A 17,154-nucleotide genomic window follows, 5' to 3' on the forward strand; every position below is an offset into this window, starting at 1 on the left:
CCCGGCTGACGACATACATCGCTCAGCCGGGGCACGAATGCGTTAAAACGGGCCGTATACCGATAAGAGCCATAAAACGCCTGGGTATGTGGGTTAGCCTCCCTTATTCACTGGCCTGAGGTAGCCAGATGGTTACCTGTGTTAGCCCTGATTCATTGCTCTCAATTTCCGTACGGCCTCTGTTCAGCTCCACGAGTTTTTTTACAATGGCCAGTCCCAGACCAAAGCCCTGCTGTTCAAACTTACTGCGGTTGAACTGGGTAAACGGGGATATGCGGGCTATGTCCTCCGGTTTCATGGGGTTACCACTGTTGGTTAGCGATATACGGTAACTGGATTCTACTTTTTCGCCGGTCAGGCGAATGGGTTGTACCGAGTTGGAGAATTTAAAGGCGTTATCGAACAGCTCCTCCAGGCATACGCGCAGATTTTCTTCGGACATAGCCAGGTTAGCGGCTTCCAGCTCGATGAGGTACGTAGATTTTCGATCCATCCTGTACTCTACGGCTTCGGCCCAGTGGCGAACGAGCGTGCCGGATATAGCTGTTTGGCCGGTAGTATAATGGCTGTAGTGGTCGTTCGAGGTGTCCAGATACTGGAGAATGTCCATCAGCCGGATATTATCCAGCGATCGTTTCAGCCGCAGGCCGCATACTTTGATCATCGTGAGCATGGAAACCAGGTCGTCGCTATCGATATCCTGATGCTGATCGATCAGTAGCGACGTAAACCCAATGATACCCGTCAGACTGGTGTTGTATTCGTGAACAGAGACGGCAGCCAGCGTTCGCCGGTGTTCGTTGAGTTGAGCCTGTATATCGGTCTTCCGCGATACTTCCCGTTGAAGGCGGCTGTCGATGGCCTTCATCAGGTTCTCCAGGGTAAATGGCTTTGTCAGGTAGTCGTCGGCCCCCCCAACCATTCCCCGGCGCATATCGGCGGGGTCTGTTTTAGCCGTTAAGAAGATAAAGGGAACGGTAACGAGCGATCGATTCGCGCGGATCACCTCCAGTACCTTGTAGCCATCGGTTACCGGCATCATAATATCGCACAGGATCAGATTTGGCTTATGAAGCAGGGCCTGGCTAATACCGTCAGCTCCATTCGAGGCCGTTTCTACCTGAAATCCATGCAACAGTAGTATCTCTTCTATATTTTCCCGTATCTGTGCTTCATCTTCAATAACTAGTATTTTGGTGGCCATCTTTCGGTAAATTGTTTTTTGAGGAGCGAAGAAATAAATTATGGGTTATGGAAAGGCTGAACCTGACTGCCAACGCCTGCTGGCAACGTAATCGTAAACGTTGTGCCTTTGTTCTCTTTACTTTGGATCGTGAGCTGTCCGTCGTGCAAGTCAACAAATTGCCGGGCAATGACCAGACCTAAGCCGGTACCCGGAATGCCGGCCGTGTTGCTGGCGCGGGAAAAAGCCTGGAATAAGGTGCAAAGGTCTTTTTCAGGAATGCCAATGCCCGTGTCGATAACGTCTATGCGCAGGCCGTTGTCGGTAAAGAGAAGATGCAGACGGGGCGACTCCCGCGAAAACTTGAACGCATTCGACAGCAGGTTGACGATAACATGGCTCATTAACTTTTCATCTATCCACACCGGCCGGGGTGTACCTTCTACGCCCAGGATAACCGATCGCCCGTCGGTACGACTGCTGAAGTGAATGGCCGCAACGCTTTCACAGACGGCAACTGCATTCCCCCAGTGAGGACGAAAAACTACTTTACCCGCTTCGATCTTGCCAATTGTCAGCATGTCGCTGAGGAGGTCGCCAAATTTCTCGATCTCCCGCTCAATCACGGCCAGGTGGTTATGAATGGATTGGCGGGCGCTGGCCGTGTTCAGGTTCAGGTACAGTTTGATCAGATCGACGCTGGACTGAATCGTAGCCAGGGGCGTTCGGAACTCATGCGAAGCGGTTGCTACAAACTGCGACTTAAGCTGGTTGAGTTCCTGCTCCCGATGCAGGGATTGCTGCAGGATGAGTTCCTGTTCTTTCTGGCTGGTAATGTTATTGGCAATACCGATATGCCGGGTTACGGCACCGGCCTCATCACGAATGATAAACGTGCGAATCGACAGCCAGCGTATGGATCTGGCCGGGCCGTGCAGGCGGCAATAGAGCTGGCCTTCTATGCCCGCGCGGTATTGTCTGAGAAACGCAAGAAACGCTGGTCGGTCGTCAGCCACAACCGCCTTCAGAAACGATCTGGGGTTATCACGTAAGCTCTGACGACTTACGTTCCAGACCCGTTCATAGGCTGCGTTGACGTAGAGTAACCGGAAGGGTGTGGCCGAGTGAATCCAGAAAACTTCGTCGACATTTTCGGCAATTTCCCGAAAGCGCTGCTCGCTTTCCCGCAGGCTCTCTTCGGCCAGTTTGCGCTCTGTTACGTCCCAGGCAACACCAATAGCCCGGTTTGGATGGCCCTGTTCATCCCGGGTTATCAATCCATTCGCTTCAATATACCGGATGGCACCACTGGGTTGTATGATTCGACACACATTGCTCAGTACCTCACTGCCTAAGTGTTCCTGGTAACGCTTCATAAATCCAGGCAGATCGTCGGGATGGATCATCTTGATGAAGTTCTCGAAACGCCAGTCTGGCCTACCCGGTCTCATGCCGTACATTTCCCACATACGATCATCCCAGAGCAGGGTATCCTGCTTCAGATCATTCTCCCAAATGCCCTGCCCTGAAGCCTGGGTAGCCAGCTGAAGCCGCTGGTTGAGGTTTCTTAACTGCGTTTCAGCCTGCTGTCGTTCGGTAATGTCGCGGGCTGATCCATAGACCACATTGTCGATCGCAATGGCGTTCCATTCGATAATACGGTAGGTGCCGTCTTTCTTGCGGAACTGGTTTATCTGATTCTCAACCGGCTGCTGAAGGATAACAGCCAGCAACTGCTGATAGACGTATTTCTGCTCCTCGGGGTGTAGTAAATATAAAAACGGGATTGCGATTAGCTCGGCTTCCGAATACCCCAGCACGGACTGAAAGGCCTGGTTTACCTTCGACAGGTTGCCATGGGCATCGGATATGCAGTGCATGTCCAGCGCCCCGTTGAAGAACGTATCCAGCTCCTGGTTCTTCTGCTGAAACTTCTGTTCAGCCATTTTCAGCGCAGCAATATCGGTGGCGATCCCTATATATCCGATCGTTGTGCCTGCTTCGTCCTGAAGCGCATTTATCGTCAACAGCATAGGGGCGTTTCTGCCATCTTTCCCTATGGCGACACATTCTTCATAAAAATACCGTTTACTAGCCACCGCCAGCGCCACGTTATTTATGGATAAGGAGGTAGACCCGGGGGCTGAGTATGAAATGATTGGGGTCGGTTTGTCGGGTAAGCCAGCATCAATCCGGAAAACGAGGCCGATAAGTTCGTTTGGCCCATATCCCAGTAAGTTTTCACAGGCCGGGTTCGATGTCTGGATGATACCATGAATGTCGGTAGACAGAATAGCCTGACCGGCATGTTTGAGAATAGCCTGGTGTAAGGTCGACAGGTGTCCAATCTCCTGGGTCCGCTCTTCTACCCATTGCTCCAGCTGTTCGGTATGTTGTTTTTGTTTGTTATTCAGGTATCGCTGGTATAAGGTCAGGCCTAGGTGAGTGGCCGATTTCCGGGCAATCTGAAAATGCTCTTCTGTAAAGTAATCAGGTGAATAAGAGGCTAACGTGAACGCACCCAGGCATCGTTGCCGACGGAATAATGGAATGATCAGCAGCGAGCGAACGCCCTGCTGGTAAAGTTCCTGGGCTAACGGCACATCGGTCATTTCAGCTTCCAGCACAGGTAGATAGATACCGTGGGAATTCTTGAGAAGGTAGCTGTAGCAGGAGTCAGGAGCGTCTATGACCATAGCTTCTTCCTCAGAAACACCATTGACGATCTGACAATCGGCAATAACCCTACGGGCAGCTTCGTCGATGCGAAATACCCGCAACCGGTCGCAGGGCACCAGTGCATTGATATGCTTCAAGATGATTGCCAGCGGAGAGTGGTCGGTTGAGTAACGGCTCAGTAAGGTCTGATCGAGCGCATGCAGACCCGTTAAATACTGGTTGAGACGCGTTACGCCTAGCTGATGCTGTACGTGGAAGGTAAGATTGACAACCAGTGTGCCGAAGGTCTGTAGCAGACTGGCGTCGATTTTAGGCCACTTTTTCGATTGGGTTTCTGTAAAGAAGCCGACGAAACCGGTCAGGTGGGCATCCCGAATCAGGGGTACCGCCAGCATCGATTGGGCTGACGCAGACTCGAACAGGCGTTTCTCCTGAATGGCCTCCGGGGGGAGATCATCGACGGTCAGACAGAGCGGGATTTCGTTTGTTAGTCGGTGGTTTAGCCAGTTGAACTCATGGTGTGATAGATGGGACAGGTCATTTTTACGGGGTTCGGGGCTATTGGCCCGCCATTCGTACATACGACATCCGGGCTGTTCTGCACCGGCATAGCTGACGATGGCAACCCCGTCGGCCTGGTTGTAGCAGCCAAGCTCGCCCAGGGCGTGGACAACGTGCGTATCGAGTTCGTCGGCATTGGCGGAGAGAAACCAATCCGATAGCGTCGAAACAAAGGAGTCGATCGTCCGGCGCGTGTGATGCTTGCTGTCCCGGTGGTTCTGTCTGTCAACTACCTCAACGCTGATCTGGACCGCTTCGTCGAGCCGGGTTAGGGTGATATGAAGCCAGCTGTGTTCGCCAGCCCGTTGTAGAGGTTCCTCCAGCGTTTGTTCGTCGCCAGTCCGGCTAACTGTCAGCAGCTGGTGAGTGAAGTTAGCTTCCCGTTCCGGGAGAAGAAGTCCGCGAACGGGCTGGCCAATGAGTGAGTCGGGTGTTTGATTGAGCAGAGATGCAAGTGAGGTATTGACAAGCTGATAGCAAAATCCGGTGTTTCCGTCCTTATCCGGGCATGTAGGTACAACAAATGCCACTCCTCGCCGGGATGCATCGAACCAACTTCGTAAAAGCTTATCCATTGCAGGCCAGCGTATGTGTACCCGAATTAAATTCAATAATCGTCATTGCTAAGATAGATTTGTAGTAAATCGAAAAACCAAACGGGCTTGTCTCTTTAGTATATAAAATTTGATTTTTTGATTATACTACCAACATGCTAGATTGAACGATAGAATATGTCGGATACAAAGCTTGACTTTTTCTTATACACACGCTCAAGTATAAGGGTAATTAACTTACGAATTTACTCAACCAGATGATGAGGAAACTAAATAGTAAAATTTGTTTAAAATAACAGAATAGAATTTACAATAAAAAGCGCCTTCAGCACGAGCTGCCCTACCCCATGAAGGAAAAGTAAGTAAGTCTATATGATTACACTTTTACCTGTATACGTTATCTATGCACGGGTGGCCCTTAGCTAATAAAGTATGCCGGGGAGCAGCTAGACAGCCTGCATCCTGAACCGAATGACGCGGTTCCCTACCCCAGGCATGCAAACTTATGTTGAACGTATGCTGGTTTTTACCACCCGTATTGGAGTAGAAATAAGGTTTATTGATTTTTATTGATCGTATATATCATAATCAACTGACAACTGGCTGCGGGCCAGTCAGCCAGTATAATCCCAAAAGCCAATGAAAATATTTTTTGCAAGCCTCCTGTTTGTAATGGCTCTGACAAACATGGCCACGGCTACCCCATTACCTCGTAAACCTATGAAAGCAACCTCCGTTCAGCACATTGTCCTGTTTAAGTTCAAACCCGAAACAACGCCTGAAAAAGTAAAAGAGATCGTGGCGGCTTTTGAAGCATTGCCGTCGAAGATCAAGGAAATAAAAGACTTTAAATGGGGTACCAATAACAGTCCCGAAAATCTCAACAAGGGCCTGACCCACGCCTTTATCCTGACGTTCGATAACGAGAAAGACCGTGATGCCTACCTTCCGCACCCGGCCCATAAGGAATTTGGGTCGGTTGTTGGCGCGTGGCTGGCCGACGTGACTGTCGTTGATTTTACGGATCAGGCTAAGTAAGACGGCAGAAAGGGGAGGAGGGGGAGGAAGGGGAATCGGTATGGACTCCCTCTCTTCCCCTTCGTCCCCCTCCTCCCCTTTCTGCCCTACAAGTTCTTTTCTACAAAATTCGTCATCATCTGGTAAAGGTGTAGCCGGGTATTACCGCCATAGATACTGTGGTTCCGGTTGGGGTAGTAGAATGATTGAAACTGCTTCCCGGCCATGATCAGCGCATCCTCAAACGCAATCGAGTTCTGGAAATGCACGTTGTCATCGCCAGTGCCGTGGATCAGCAAAAAAGGGCCGCTCAGCCTGGCCGCGTGTGTTACCGGTGAATTGTCGTCGTAGCCACTGGCATTCTCCTGCGGACGTTTCAGGTAGCGTTCGGTGTAAATACTATCGTAAAAACGCCAGTTCGTTACGGGGGCTACCGAGATACCGCTTTTGAAAACATCGGCGCCGAGCGTCATGCAAAGGGCGGCCATATAACCACCGTAGCTCCAGCCCCAGATACCTACACGCGCCGGGTCGACATAAGGCAGCGTTTTGAGCTGGCGGGCCGCAGCAATCTGATCGTCGGTTTCGAGTTTACCCAGCTGGGCGTAGGTGGCCGTTCGGAACGCGTTGCCCCGCGCACCGGTACCGCGTCCGTCGACCGATACAATGATATATCCTTTCTGAGCCAGGGTCTGATACCAGAAGAAATCCCGCGCGTTCCAGTCATTCGAAACGGTTTGTGATCCGGGCCCACCGTAAACAAACATCAGAACCGGGTATTTTTTCTGCCCCGAACTGTCGAAGGCTGCGGGTTTTATCATCCAGCCGTTCAGGGGGGTGCCGTCGGCCGCGTTGGTCTTGAAAAACTGTTTGGGTGCTAAGGCGTAGCGTGACAGTCTGTTTTTTAAATCCTGGTTCGATTCCAGCACGCGCAGGTCGGTGTTCGCCGTTGTACGGCGTAGGGTTACGGTAGTTGGCGAACTGGCCGAAGTGTGGTAGAGCAGGTAATAAGCACAATCGGGGCTGAAATTAGCGGTATAGGTACCGGCCAGTGTCGTGAGTCGCTGGTTGTTCTGGCCGTTTATGCCAACGCGGTACAGGTGTCGTTCGAGGGGTGATACGGCGGTAGAGGTGTAATAGATCATACCGGTTGTTTCATCGACCCCCGACACGCTGCTCACCTCAAAGTCGGGGCTACCGGCACCTGCCGGACGGGTAACAGGCCGGATAAGCTGGCCGTTCATGGCATACAGATACAGGTGCTTGTAGCCGCTGCGCTCGCTGCTCCAGATAAATGATTTGCCATCTTTCAGGTAGGTCAGATCATCCGTGAACTCCAGATCAACATAGGTAGGACTGGTTTCGGTCAGTATCGTAGTCGACTGGCCGGTGGCGGCATCGATATGCAGCAGATCGAGCTTGTTTTGCAGCCGGTTCAGCCGCCGGATCGACAGCTGACCGGCGTTTTTGGTCCACTGGATACGGGGGAGGTATATATCCGTTTCGGCTCCCGTTTGCGCCTGTATTTTTTTGGCGTTTGCCACATCGGCTATCCAGACGGTTACCCGTGAGTTGGCCTCGCCTGCTTTGGGGTATTTGAACCGGTACTCGACGGGATACAATTTCCCCCAGAGTTGCATATCATATTCGGGCACACGGCTTTCGTCGAACCGGATCCAGGCCAGTCGTTTGCTGTCTGGCGACCAGTCAAAAGCCCGCGCCATACTGAATTCCTCTTCATATACCCAATCGGCACCTCCGTTTATGATGGCATTCGGCTGGCCGTCGGTGGTGAGCCGGGTTTCCTGACCAGCGGCTGAACCGCTGGCCGATGATCCGGACAGGTCGACCACAAAGAGATTGTTGTCGCGCATGAAGGCTACACGTTTGCCATCGGGCGAGAAGGTGGCGTACTGCTGTTTACCCCCCTTGCTCAGGGGCCGGAGCTGTTTGGTAGCCAGGTCATAGACGTAGCATGTTGCCTTGCTCGACCGGCGGTAAATAGGCTCCTCTTCGGTTATCAGTAGTAGTTTTCGCTCATCGGCCGAGAGCTGATAGCCATCGATACGGAGCGCGTTTCCGCCTGCCGGGGCTTGCTGTCCGTCGAAGAGCGTGGCTACGGCTGAACCGGTAGTAATATCGAATTTAACGATTTTGCCGGCGTTGAGGGTGGTGTAAAAACCCCCTGTTTTGAGCCAGTTAACCCCTTCAATGGTGCGCTGGTCGAAAACACCCTGGTTCCGACCCCAGATGTCGTCGAGCGTAACAGGTTGCTGTGTCTGTGCCTGAGCGGGTGTAACGGCTGGTAGTAAAAACAGCAGCGGGAGAAGCCGGAGCAGCGGGCGGCAGTTAGTCATAGGTCGAACAAATCTGGCAGAAATAAGGAATCCAACCTGTAGTCGGGCTGGATTCTTACTGGTAGGAGGGGGTGGCCGAAAGCGCCGATTACTTCAAGGGTTGAGCAATAGCCGCGTTGTCGGGCAGGAAGCCCTTCCGCCGGAGGATGGCATCGGTGAATTTCAGGTCCTGTTCGCTGGTAAAGATGCTGAACGGCAGGTACAGGAACTGCGCTTTGGCCAGCCCTTTCGTTACGGTCCGGGCAATCCAGTTGGCCTTGGCACTTTTGAGCGCATCGCCATTGTCCAGGAACAGGATATAGGCATCTTTATCTTTGACGACACTGCTGATCTGGTCCCATTTCAGCAAACCGCCTTCTTTTACGCTGATGCGCATCAGAATCTGGCGACTGTCGATCTCGTAAACGTATTTCTGGAAGAGGGCTTTGCTTTGCTCCATCTGCGCAATGCCCGTAATCTGGACGGCCCAGAATAGAACATACAAGATCGTGAGCACGACGATGACAACGTAAATCCAGATGTTCGGATAAGCCCCCGTGACGTTCAGGATAGCGTTCAGAATAATCAGACCTAACGGCACAAAAGCCCATTTCCAATTGTCTTTCAGCCACTGCCGCAGGGCGATATTAATGTACGTTTTTTGGTCTAACGCGTATTTTTTTGTCTTAACAATCATAGCACTTCTGAGAGAAAGCACAAAGATAAGCGATTGTTAGGAGGAAAGGGAAAGGAGGAAAGACCGGAAAAAAACGAAAAGTTGGGATGGCTAATAACTGGCCTTTCTTTTTGGCCTTCTGTTTCGTTTTCCTATTATTCTTTCCGGAAATGGAGGGTATTGATAACAAACTGCCGGTCGCGCGTTTGGCGCATCAGTATGTATACATCGAATGTCTGGCCGTCGGTTTCGTAGATACCCGTACTGTAGAGCAACTGCTCCGAAGAGCCCCGGTATACGAACTGAAACCGGTGGGGGGGATGCTTGCGAAAAAACGACCGCAGAATGATTTCGGCGTGAGTAGCGCCTACCGACGAAAAATCGACGTTCTCGGTGTCGATGACCAGCTCAACGGTTTTGGCAAAATGCGTCGATAACTGCCGGGCATTACCGCTGGCCAGCGATGTTCGTACGGTTTTGGTCAGCGCAATGTCGGCAGCGGGTCTGGTCCGGGACGACCAGAGCGTAATGGTTAGAAGTGAACAGATAACAAGGTTCATAGCTGGAAGTCAAATCAAGTCGTTATGTCCTGATTGGCGAAAACTATGCCAAAGGCGGGGAGATTTTTTTTGCTTTTCTGGTCAATCTGAACGTTGGTAAGTTGGTAGCCTGTTTCGTTGGCTAACTAGTTTTCTCATCTTTGCAGGACTAACCCGTTTCTTCGCTGCATGAATACTGTTACACCAACGCTTATTCTGAACGCTGAACAAATCCGCCAGAAAATTCGGCGGATCGCGTTTCAGATGTATGAGACCAATTTCGAAGAGTCAGCCCTGTTGCTGGCCGGTATTTCGGGGGAGGGCTATGTGCTGGCACAGGCGCTGGCACAGGAGTTGCAGCAAATTGCACCCTTTCAGGTGGAGCTGATTAAACTAGAGCTGGATAAGAACCAGTTGACTCAGCCGCCGGTTCGGACCAGCCATCCCGATGTGGACTACACCGACAAAGTGGTTATTATAGTCGATGATGTGCTGTATACGGGCCGGACACTGGCTTTCAGCCTACAGCCGTTCTTATGTGTATCGGTACGAAAGCTCCAGGTAGCTGTATTAATCGACCGTAATTATCCCCGCTTCCCCGTCTCTGCCGACTACAAGGGCTACGAGTTGAGCACGACCCTGACCGACCATGTCGAGGTAATCCTCAGCGATGAAAACCAGATGGGCGTTTATCTACGGTAAAGTCAGGGAAGGGCCGATTTTATTTTTGTTACTTCTGCCTGCTACGGGGACGATGCCCGTACCGTTGTTTTTATCTGGTTCAGCCATCGGTTACCTGCTTTTTCGAGTGTAATTCCTTACTAACCTAGTATCACTACTAAAGCTAAGAGCATGAGAAATCGAAAAGTCTTCAATCAAACAGGCTTACCTGCATTTCTTTTCCTTGCACTATGCCTCACGATTACACCGCCATTACGAGCACAGAAGACAGCCAACGATTTAAGAAAGCAACAGGTTGGGAAAACAGGTCTAGTGGTCTATAAAACGGGAGAGCCAGCGGCACTTCCTTACGATTTTGGTAAGGTAAGGTTCTTAGTGGATAGTGCAGCTACCAATGGAGCTTGGTCACTGGTAGAAATAACGGAACAGCCTGGTTACAAAACACCAATGCATAGACACAACAGTTGGGACGAATCGTTTTACGTACTGGAGGGGACACTAACGGCTAAAGTTGCCGACTCGGTTTATACATTGCCGAAGGGGTCCTATATTTTAATTCCACGAGGTACTCCACACGGGCAAGCTAACCTGGCCAGTGTTCCCGTCAAACTGCTGCTATCGATTACACCAAGTGGTTTTGAACGTCATATCAAAGACCGGGTGGAACTCTTTAAAACGGTAAAACCTGAGCATTCCGAATTTGCCACGAAGATGGATTCATTACGGAAGAAGAATGCCAAATACATTGAGATTTTAGGATCCTGGGATGCACCAAAAAGATGAGGCATCACCCAAGATGCTGTTTTTTGCAAGTGGGCCGGAAGGTTAGTAAGTTTCTCAACATAATGTTTACTTACATAACACGAGACTATGCTTCAGTATATCGTTTGGGATGTTGATCCAGACATTATTCGTATCGGGTCTTGGCCCATAAGGTGGTATGGTTTACTCTTTGCAGCCGGATTTCTAATTGGAGTCCAATTAATGACGTTCATCTTCAAGACGGAGAAAAAACCTCTAGCTGACATCGATCCATTATTGACAACCATGGTCTTGTCAACTTTCTTGGGTGCAAGGTTAGGCCATTTTCTTTTTTACGAACCTACCGAATTTCTGCATAATCCATTACGAGTTATAACCCCTCCTTTTGGTGGTCTTGCCAGCCATGGAGGCATAATAGGCGCTATTATTGCTTTATGGCTCTATTCGCAACGTTCATCCAGCAAGACGACTGGTCAAACGTTTTTATGGATCACTGACCGTATGTGTATTACCGCTGCCCTTGCCGGGGCTTTCATTAGGTTTGGCAACTTGATGAACTCAGAAATTTTTGGTAAGCCCACTAACGTACCCTGGGCCTTTGTTTTTGTTCGCGACCATGAGTTTAGCCAGGTGCCCCGCCATCCAACTCAGTTGTATGAATCCTTATCCTACCTGATATTATTCGTTGTGCTGTTCTGGTACTGGAAAACGTATCGAAAGCAATCAGCACCAGGTACGATGTTAGGCATATCTTTGGTCTGGGTCTTTGGGTTAAGGTTCGTCTGGGAATTCTTCAAAGAAAACCAGATTGCTTTTGAAGACAGCATGAACCTTAATATGGGTCAAATTTTGAGTATACCGGCTGTTTTAGTTGGCTTATTTCTGTTGCTGAGAAATTCTATCAGACCCTCTCTACTCGTTCCAGTGGCATTAGTAATCCAATCAACAAGCATTTGTTACCGTTGTGAGCATACATCACCGCTACCCAACTCGAGCAAGGACCATCAGTCAAGCTGGTCTAATGACTGCGACGTACCAGCTGTTAACAGACGAGTTGTCAAAGTAAGACATTCACAAAATCATATAGCAAACCTGAAAAAGCCTTATCTTAAACTTAACTATTTGATATAAAGCCGGTTACAAACGAGTCTGAGAGACTAACTAAATTTTAGTTAGTCTCTCAGACTCGTTTGTAACCGGCTTTCCGTCTAGAGCGATTACTTTAGTACAACAAGAGTACACCGAGCGTTATTGAATGCATTCGGTAATTTTTCAAAAGGGGGTAGTATTGGATATCCGCTCATGGTGCATAAATGCCACTAATAAGCAGCATCCATACACTAAATTGGGATAGCATAAGGACAAACCTTTAGTTTCCCTGCTGTCGAATCCCATTCTTTAGAATAGGGAAAGTTGTTAAATCTTTTTCCTGCTGTCTTGTCAAGCCTTCGTGCTGCGGATGAGGCTGATACCGGCGAAGAAGAAAATGCCGCCCAGAATGAGGTATACGAATGAAGCCTGCGCTATGCCCCCTTTTGTGAAATCTATACCAGCATAGATCAGACCGGCTAAACCGATGAGCGTCAGGATGATGCCGAACACACTTTTTGTATTCATAACGTTGCGTTGGTTGGTGATTGGTGAATGATCAGTTGATAAACGTATAATGGGCTCAATCGTCCTCAAAAATCAAGCGAGTGGTTCGGGCTGCTTACTCCAGCAGCACCATAATATCTTCTTTGGTAAGCGACTTCATAAACGTTTCTTCGGTCGTGATCAGGCTGCCAGCCAGCTGTTGTTTAGCCCGTTGCAGAGACAGGATTTTCTCCTCGACCGTATTTTTGGCAATAAACTTGTAGGTGAACACCGTTTTTTGCTGCCCGATGCGGTGCGCCCGATCAATGGCCTGGGCCTCAATAGCGGGGTTCCACCAGGGGTCCAGAATAAATACGTAATCCGCTGCGGTGAGGTTATGACCCAGCCCACCCGCTTTCAGCGAGATCAGGAACAGCTTCACCGAATCGTCGGTCTGAAACAGCTCGACCTGGCTCTGGCGGTCCGATGTTGATCCATCCAGATAGGCATATTTGATGTTTTTCTCCTTCAGATACTGGCGCACTACGTTCAGGTGCTTAATAAACTGACTAAATACCAGCACCTTGTGGTTTTCGGTCATGGCACTTTCGAGCCGCATCAGCACATCGTCCAGCTTGCCCGAATCGCCTTCGTAATCAGCATCGACCATGCGGGGGTGGTTGGCAATCTGCCGGAGCTTGGTCAGTCCCTGCAACACCACCATCTGCGACTTGGCCATGCCTTCTTCCTCGATGCGCTCCAGAATCAGGTTTCGGTAATAGGACTTGGCTTCTTCGTACTGGGTCGACTGATCGGCCGACATTTCGCAGTACAGCACACTTTCCACCTTTTCGGGCAGGTCCGTTGCTACCTGCGATTTGTTACGACGGAGCATGAACGGCTTGATAAGTCCGTAGAGCCGCCCGGTCTTGCTCTCATCGTGCCGTTTCTCGATTGGCACCTGAAACTCATTCCTGAAGAACGACTGACTACCCAGCAAACCCGGATTGATGAACGACATCTGGGTCCAGAGGTCGAGCGTGCTGTTCTCGAGGGGGGTGCCGGTCAGGATAAGCCGGTTGGCCGTGTTGAGCTGCATGACGGCCTTGGTAATATGCGACGATGGATTTTTGATTGCCTGCGACTCATCCAGAATCACATAGTCGAACCGGTAGTCGCTCAGCAAGCCGATGTCGATCCGGACGATACCGTACGAGGTCAGGATCAGGTCGTAGTCGTCGAACTGGGCTGTGTTCTTGTCGCGGTAGGTGCCCGTATACACCATTACCCGCAAACCGGGCGTGAACTTACGCGCTTCGAGTTCCCAGTTGTAGAGCAGCGAGGTTGGCATCACCAGCAGGCTGGGTCGGCTCTCTACCGGCTCGCCTGTTTCGTCGTTTTTTGCCAGGGCTGCCTGAATGGCTTCTTTGCGTCCCTGAAGCATAGCGAGTGTCATCACTGTTTTTCCCAGGCCCATATCGTCGGCCAGGCAGCCGCCAAATCGGTATTGCCGCAGAAAGTTCATCCAGTCGTAGCCTGCCTGCTGGTAGGGGCGCAGGGTTCCCCTGAACTCGGCGGGCAGCGGAAACGACTCAATTTCTTCGAAGTCGCGCAGTCGTTCGAGTTTGCGGCTCATGATGGTTGCTGCCAGCCCATCGCGCTCCAGTTCCTGCACCAGGGCCAGGTGGTGTTTCTGGAGTACCAGCCGATCGATGCCGTCGGCGTGTTCCAGAAAACCGAACAGCTCGGAGTATTTCGTAAACCAGGCCTCGGGAATAACGGCTACTTCGCCATTGGGTAGCGTAAACTCCCGCTTCTTGTTCAGAATAAGCGTCCTGAGTTTGAGGAAGGGTATTTCGAACTCGCCAAACCGTACATTGGCGTAAATGTCGAACCAGTCGCGGCCCTCCTGAATGGATACGTTGATGCTCGAATAACCGAGGAAGTAGCGTTTGGTATCCTGAGCATGTTGTTGAAGCACAAAGCCCGCATTCCGAATGTCAACGCTATGGTCCGACAGCCAGTTGAAGGCTTCTACCTTCGGAATGGCCAGCCGTCCGTGGCGCAGGTCGAGGCCGGTTTCACGAAGGAATATCAGCTTCTGGCGTTCCAAACGCTGATCCCGGCGAATTTTGTGGAACACATAGTCATCGCCTTTTTTCTCCAGGCTAACATTAGCGGCCGTCCCGAAGCTATCGAACCGGAAGGTAAAATCACCGTATCGGAACGATAAGTCAAAGGCAATACGCTGCCCGGTATCATGCTCTGCTTCAACCGTATCCGAATCGCCGGAGAACAGCGGTACGGCAACGCCCTTCCCTGTCATTACCAGTTCAGAAACGGTCAATACGGGTACCGGCTCAATGGACTCGGCCCTGATTTCGAACCCCTTCGCGTAAACGTCGTAAGCTGCGATCAGCTGGGTTACAAATCGCTCGTAATATTGCTGCTCGATATTACGGGGAATGACAATGTGGTTCTTGGTGAAAAAAGGGCGAAGCTTCTTCCCGTCTACGTTCTTACTGAAATGGTAGAGTTTGTTGTCGACCATCATCCAGGCGGGTTCGTCGCAGATCATGAGCGCGTCCTTGAACTGGAAATCGACGCGTACCGTTTCGGCGCTTCCGCCGGGTATTTCATTCCTGACCGTATCCGGAACGCCACGGACCTTTGCGTGCGCATCGGAAGTCATCAGTTCCCGCCCCACCGGATACCGGACAATGGGAAAATAATGGGTGGAGTCGGCATTGCGAACGAAGTGAAAATGGACCCGCGCTGGCTCAGGCATCCACTGGATGGGCGTCCAGGCTGGGTTACCATCATTACCCATTACATAAAAAGGTTTGCCGGGCAGCAGCGCCATGATCTGCGACTTCATGGTTTCGAGGTAACCGCAGATAGCCTCCTGCACCAGTTTGTCGCCTTTGTTTGGGTCGTATATTTTCAGAAAGAAGTCAACGGCGGGTAAGCGTCGGGTGTTGAACTTCTTCACGATGGTATCCTGCTGGATACTGTCGATGAGCCGGACGAGTTCAAAATCGCGCTCGTCGAGTTCTTTGGCGAACTCATCTACGTTTTGCGTCGAGAGGGTCTGGTTGAGCAGCGTCAGTTCGCCCCGGCTGTTGCGCTGCACCACGAAGGCCTCGATGAGATAACCCAGAAACTCGTGATTGAGCAGCGAGTAAACGATCTGGAACGGTTGCGTGGGCGCGATTTTCATGATGCTACACAGTAGCCAGCCCATCGGCTCCTGGCCAACGGGACTAACTGGAGGGTGAACGTTTCGTGTGAGGAAGCCCGTTGGAGCGAGCGTTACGGGGCCATTAGAGAGAAGACAAAAGACGCTCATTACGAACGAATTGGCCTAAAAACCGATTGCCCAACAGTGCCAAATATACGAATGTTACCCAAACGGGCAAACGCTATCTGAGTAAGAATAGAAAAAGTTGATGGAGTGGCTATAAACGTCCTGTAACCCGTCTCACTTCTCGCTTAGCGAAAAATGAATGGGAAGATGGAGGATATGTAGTGGTTATGGCTGGAGCAGATGCGGCCACGTGGTCGAACGCCCTTTGTGGGGGGCAGAAGCGGGGTAGGCAATCATAAACTGACTCTTTACGGTCAGACCCAAACGGGCTGGTTCATGCCGGAGCCATCGCTTATGGGCTGTAATGATCCGGCGGTCGGCACAGAAATATTATGGATACATGTACACGGGTTTGCCTGAATACTTGGTGCCATTGGGTTTGGCTTCCCGTTCGTAAATCTCGAACAGATAAGCTTCGAAGGCTTCTGGCCTCACCTCATCACACAGCGCCCAGTAGCGATCTTCGTCCATAGCGCAGACGAAGTCGTGAAAATCCCGCTTGTCCTGCTCGTTACAACGAATGGCTTCATCATAAGCGGGATTATGGGGCCGCGTCGCCACCGTATACCAAGCTTTCAGCATTGTAACGAATATCCCCGCCGTACCGGACAGCAGCAGCCACCGGGCGACAAACGAGTTATGCCACAGCAGGTACATCAATACACTGGCGGAGATAGTAAAAAAGCAGGCGAAGTATAAGTCTGTCTTCGTCGACGGTTTCTTCATGGTGTGGAATCGGACGGCACAATCGATCGTGCCGGTCCTGGATAGTGTGGATGCTTTCTGAGACGCGTTTGCCGGAAAGCGGTCACCAGCGGTGTATGTCAGTCTATAGTTGAAATGAGCTAAAGTCGACGAGTGAGTTTGCTTCCGGCGCTCAACAAAAATTTTCTTTAATGCGCTGATCGATGAGATGGTATCCAGTGAAATAGCCTTCGAATGTCCATCAGTACCAGTGAATAATTCGATTGAACCGTTTACGAAAATCACATTCAGATTTACCAAAAAAATAGGTAGTGGCTTAATTGCGTTTATCAGCAAAGTAAAACTGATAGATGAACAGGCCGATTGTTGTGGCATGGACCACAACAGACCGAACCGATTTCTATGGATTAAGAACGTGTTGGGGAATTGAAAAAGGCTGGTAGTCGTGTCACCTTTGTAGCGACCAAGCAACAAAGCCGTGACCAAACAATTTACTAAACTGACCGACTACCAGTGGGC

At 50.7% G+C, this 17,154-nt stretch carries 12 protein-coding genes; 4 read left to right on the forward strand and 8 right to left on the reverse strand.

Annotated elements, in window-relative coordinates:
- Positions 1-103: 103 nt before the first annotated feature.
- Positions 104-1,204 (reverse strand): hybrid sensor histidine kinase/response regulator, encoded by a 1,101-nt coding sequence (locus tag FH603_RS17900; protein ID WP_186738961.1) that lies wholly within the window; start codon positions 1,202-1,204, stop codon positions 104-106.
- Positions 1,205-1,242: 38 nt separating this feature from the next.
- A complete protein-coding gene (locus FH603_RS17905; RefSeq protein WP_186738962.1) occupies positions 1,243-4,998 on the reverse strand; it encodes a PAS domain S-box protein in 3,756 nt (1,251 codons plus the stop codon).
- 666 nt (positions 4,999-5,664) lie between these two features.
- Between FH603_RS17905 and FH603_RS17910 the strand changes: the two genes are divergently transcribed.
- The gene (locus FH603_RS17910) at positions 5,665-6,015 is read left to right on the forward strand and encodes a Dabb family protein (protein ID WP_235985576.1); all 351 of its coding nucleotides are present in this window, start codon (positions 5,665-5,667) and stop codon (positions 6,013-6,015) included.
- 86 nt (positions 6,016-6,101) lie between these two features.
- Here FH603_RS17910 and FH603_RS17915 read toward each other — a convergent pair whose 3' ends face one another.
- From FH603_RS17915 to FH603_RS17925, 3 genes are all read right to left on the reverse strand, one after another.
- On the reverse strand, positions 6,102-8,351 hold the full coding sequence (locus tag FH603_RS17915) for a S9 family peptidase (protein ID WP_186738964.1): 2,250 nt from the start codon (positions 8,349-8,351) through the stop codon (positions 6,102-6,104).
- Between the two features lie 88 nt (positions 8,352-8,439).
- Complete coding sequence (locus FH603_RS17920) at positions 8,440-9,027, reverse strand: YcxB family protein (RefSeq protein WP_186738965.1); 588 nt, start codon at positions 9,025-9,027, stop codon at positions 8,440-8,442.
- Between the two features lie 134 nt (positions 9,028-9,161).
- Positions 9,162-9,566: a DUF4783 domain-containing protein gene (locus FH603_RS17925; RefSeq protein ID WP_186738966.1), complete on the reverse strand. Its 405-nt coding sequence runs from the start codon at positions 9,564-9,566 to the stop codon at positions 9,162-9,164.
- Positions 9,567-9,734: 168 nt separating this feature from the next.
- Here FH603_RS17925 and FH603_RS17930 point away from each other — a divergent pair, with 168 nt between their 5' ends.
- The 3 genes from FH603_RS17930 (at position 9,735) to lgt (ending at position 12,119) form a co-directional block, all read left to right on the forward strand.
- The gene (locus FH603_RS17930) at positions 9,735-10,247 is read left to right on the forward strand and encodes a phosphoribosyltransferase family protein (RefSeq protein ID WP_186738967.1); all 513 of its coding nucleotides are present in this window, start codon (positions 9,735-9,737) and stop codon (positions 10,245-10,247) included.
- A gap of 150 nt (positions 10,248-10,397) precedes the next feature.
- Positions 10,398-11,009, forward strand: a complete 612-nt coding sequence (locus FH603_RS17935) for a cupin domain-containing protein (RefSeq protein WP_186738968.1) — start codon at positions 10,398-10,400, stop codon at positions 11,007-11,009.
- Between the two features lie 87 nt (positions 11,010-11,096).
- Positions 11,097-12,119, forward strand: coding sequence for a prolipoprotein diacylglyceryl transferase (lgt, locus tag FH603_RS17940; RefSeq protein WP_186738969.1), 1,023 nt, complete (start codon positions 11,097-11,099; stop codon positions 12,117-12,119).
- A 309-nt stretch (positions 12,120-12,428) separates the two neighbouring features.
- Here lgt and FH603_RS17945 read toward each other — a convergent pair whose 3' ends face one another.
- The 3 genes from FH603_RS17945 to FH603_RS17955 all read right to left on the reverse strand — a co-directional run bounded on the left by FH603_RS17945 (position 12,429) and on the right by FH603_RS17955 (position 16,656).
- Entirely contained in the window at positions 12,429-12,605 is a 177-nt protein-coding gene (locus tag FH603_RS17945; RefSeq protein WP_186738970.1) for a hypothetical protein, read from the reverse strand.
- Between the two features lie 94 nt (positions 12,606-12,699).
- On the reverse strand, positions 12,700-15,783 hold the full coding sequence (locus tag FH603_RS17950; protein WP_186738971.1) for a DEAD/DEAH box helicase: 3,084 nt from the start codon (positions 15,781-15,783) through the stop codon (positions 12,700-12,702).
- A gap of 477 nt (positions 15,784-16,260) precedes the next feature.
- On the reverse strand, positions 16,261-16,656 hold the full coding sequence (locus FH603_RS17955) for a hypothetical protein (RefSeq protein WP_186738972.1): 396 nt from the start codon (positions 16,654-16,656) through the stop codon (positions 16,261-16,263).
- Between the last annotated feature and the right edge of the window lie 498 nt (positions 16,657-17,154).

Source organism: Spirosoma utsteinense, assembly GCF_014282275.1.
GTDB lineage: Bacteria > Bacteroidota > Bacteroidia > Cytophagales > Spirosomataceae > Spirosoma > Spirosoma utsteinense.

Excerpts from the sequence above, each read along its gene's own strand:
- FH603_RS17915 (WP_186738964.1), bottom strand. The coding sequence starts at position 8,351 with ATGACTAACTGCCGCCCGCTGCTCCGGCTTCTCCCGCTGCTGTTTTTA.
- FH603_RS17955 (WP_186738972.1), bottom strand. The coding sequence starts at position 16,656 with ATGAAGAAACCGTCGACGAAGACAGACTTATACTTCGCCTGCTTTTTT.
- FH603_RS17920 (WP_186738965.1), bottom strand. The coding sequence starts at position 9,027 with ATGATTGTTAAGACAAAAAAATACGCGTTAGACCAAAAAACGTACATT.
- FH603_RS17935 (WP_186738968.1), top strand. The coding sequence starts at position 10,398 with ATGAGAAATCGAAAAGTCTTCAATCAAACAGGCTTACCTGCATTTCTT.
- FH603_RS17900 (WP_186738961.1), bottom strand. The coding sequence starts at position 1,204 with ATGGCCACCAAAATACTAGTTATTGAAGATGAAGCACAGATACGGGAA.
- lgt (WP_186738969.1), top strand. The coding sequence starts at position 11,097 with ATGCTTCAGTATATCGTTTGGGATGTTGATCCAGACATTATTCGTATC.
- FH603_RS17945 (WP_186738970.1), bottom strand. The coding sequence starts at position 12,605 with ATGAATACAAAAAGTGTGTTCGGCATCATCCTGACGCTCATCGGTTTA.
- FH603_RS17925 (WP_186738966.1), bottom strand. The coding sequence starts at position 9,566 with ATGAACCTTGTTATCTGTTCACTTCTAACCATTACGCTCTGGTCGTCC.
- FH603_RS17905 (WP_186738962.1), bottom strand. The coding sequence starts at position 4,998 with ATGGATAAGCTTTTACGAAGTTGGTTCGATGCATCCCGGCGAGGAGTG.
- FH603_RS17910 (WP_235985576.1), top strand. The coding sequence starts at position 5,665 with ATGGCCACGGCTACCCCATTACCTCGTAAACCTATGAAAGCAACCTCC.
- FH603_RS17930 (WP_186738967.1), top strand. The coding sequence starts at position 9,735 with ATGAATACTGTTACACCAACGCTTATTCTGAACGCTGAACAAATCCGC.
- FH603_RS17950 (WP_186738971.1), bottom strand. The coding sequence starts at position 15,783 with ATGAAAATCGCGCCCACGCAACCGTTCCAGATCGTTTACTCGCTGCTC.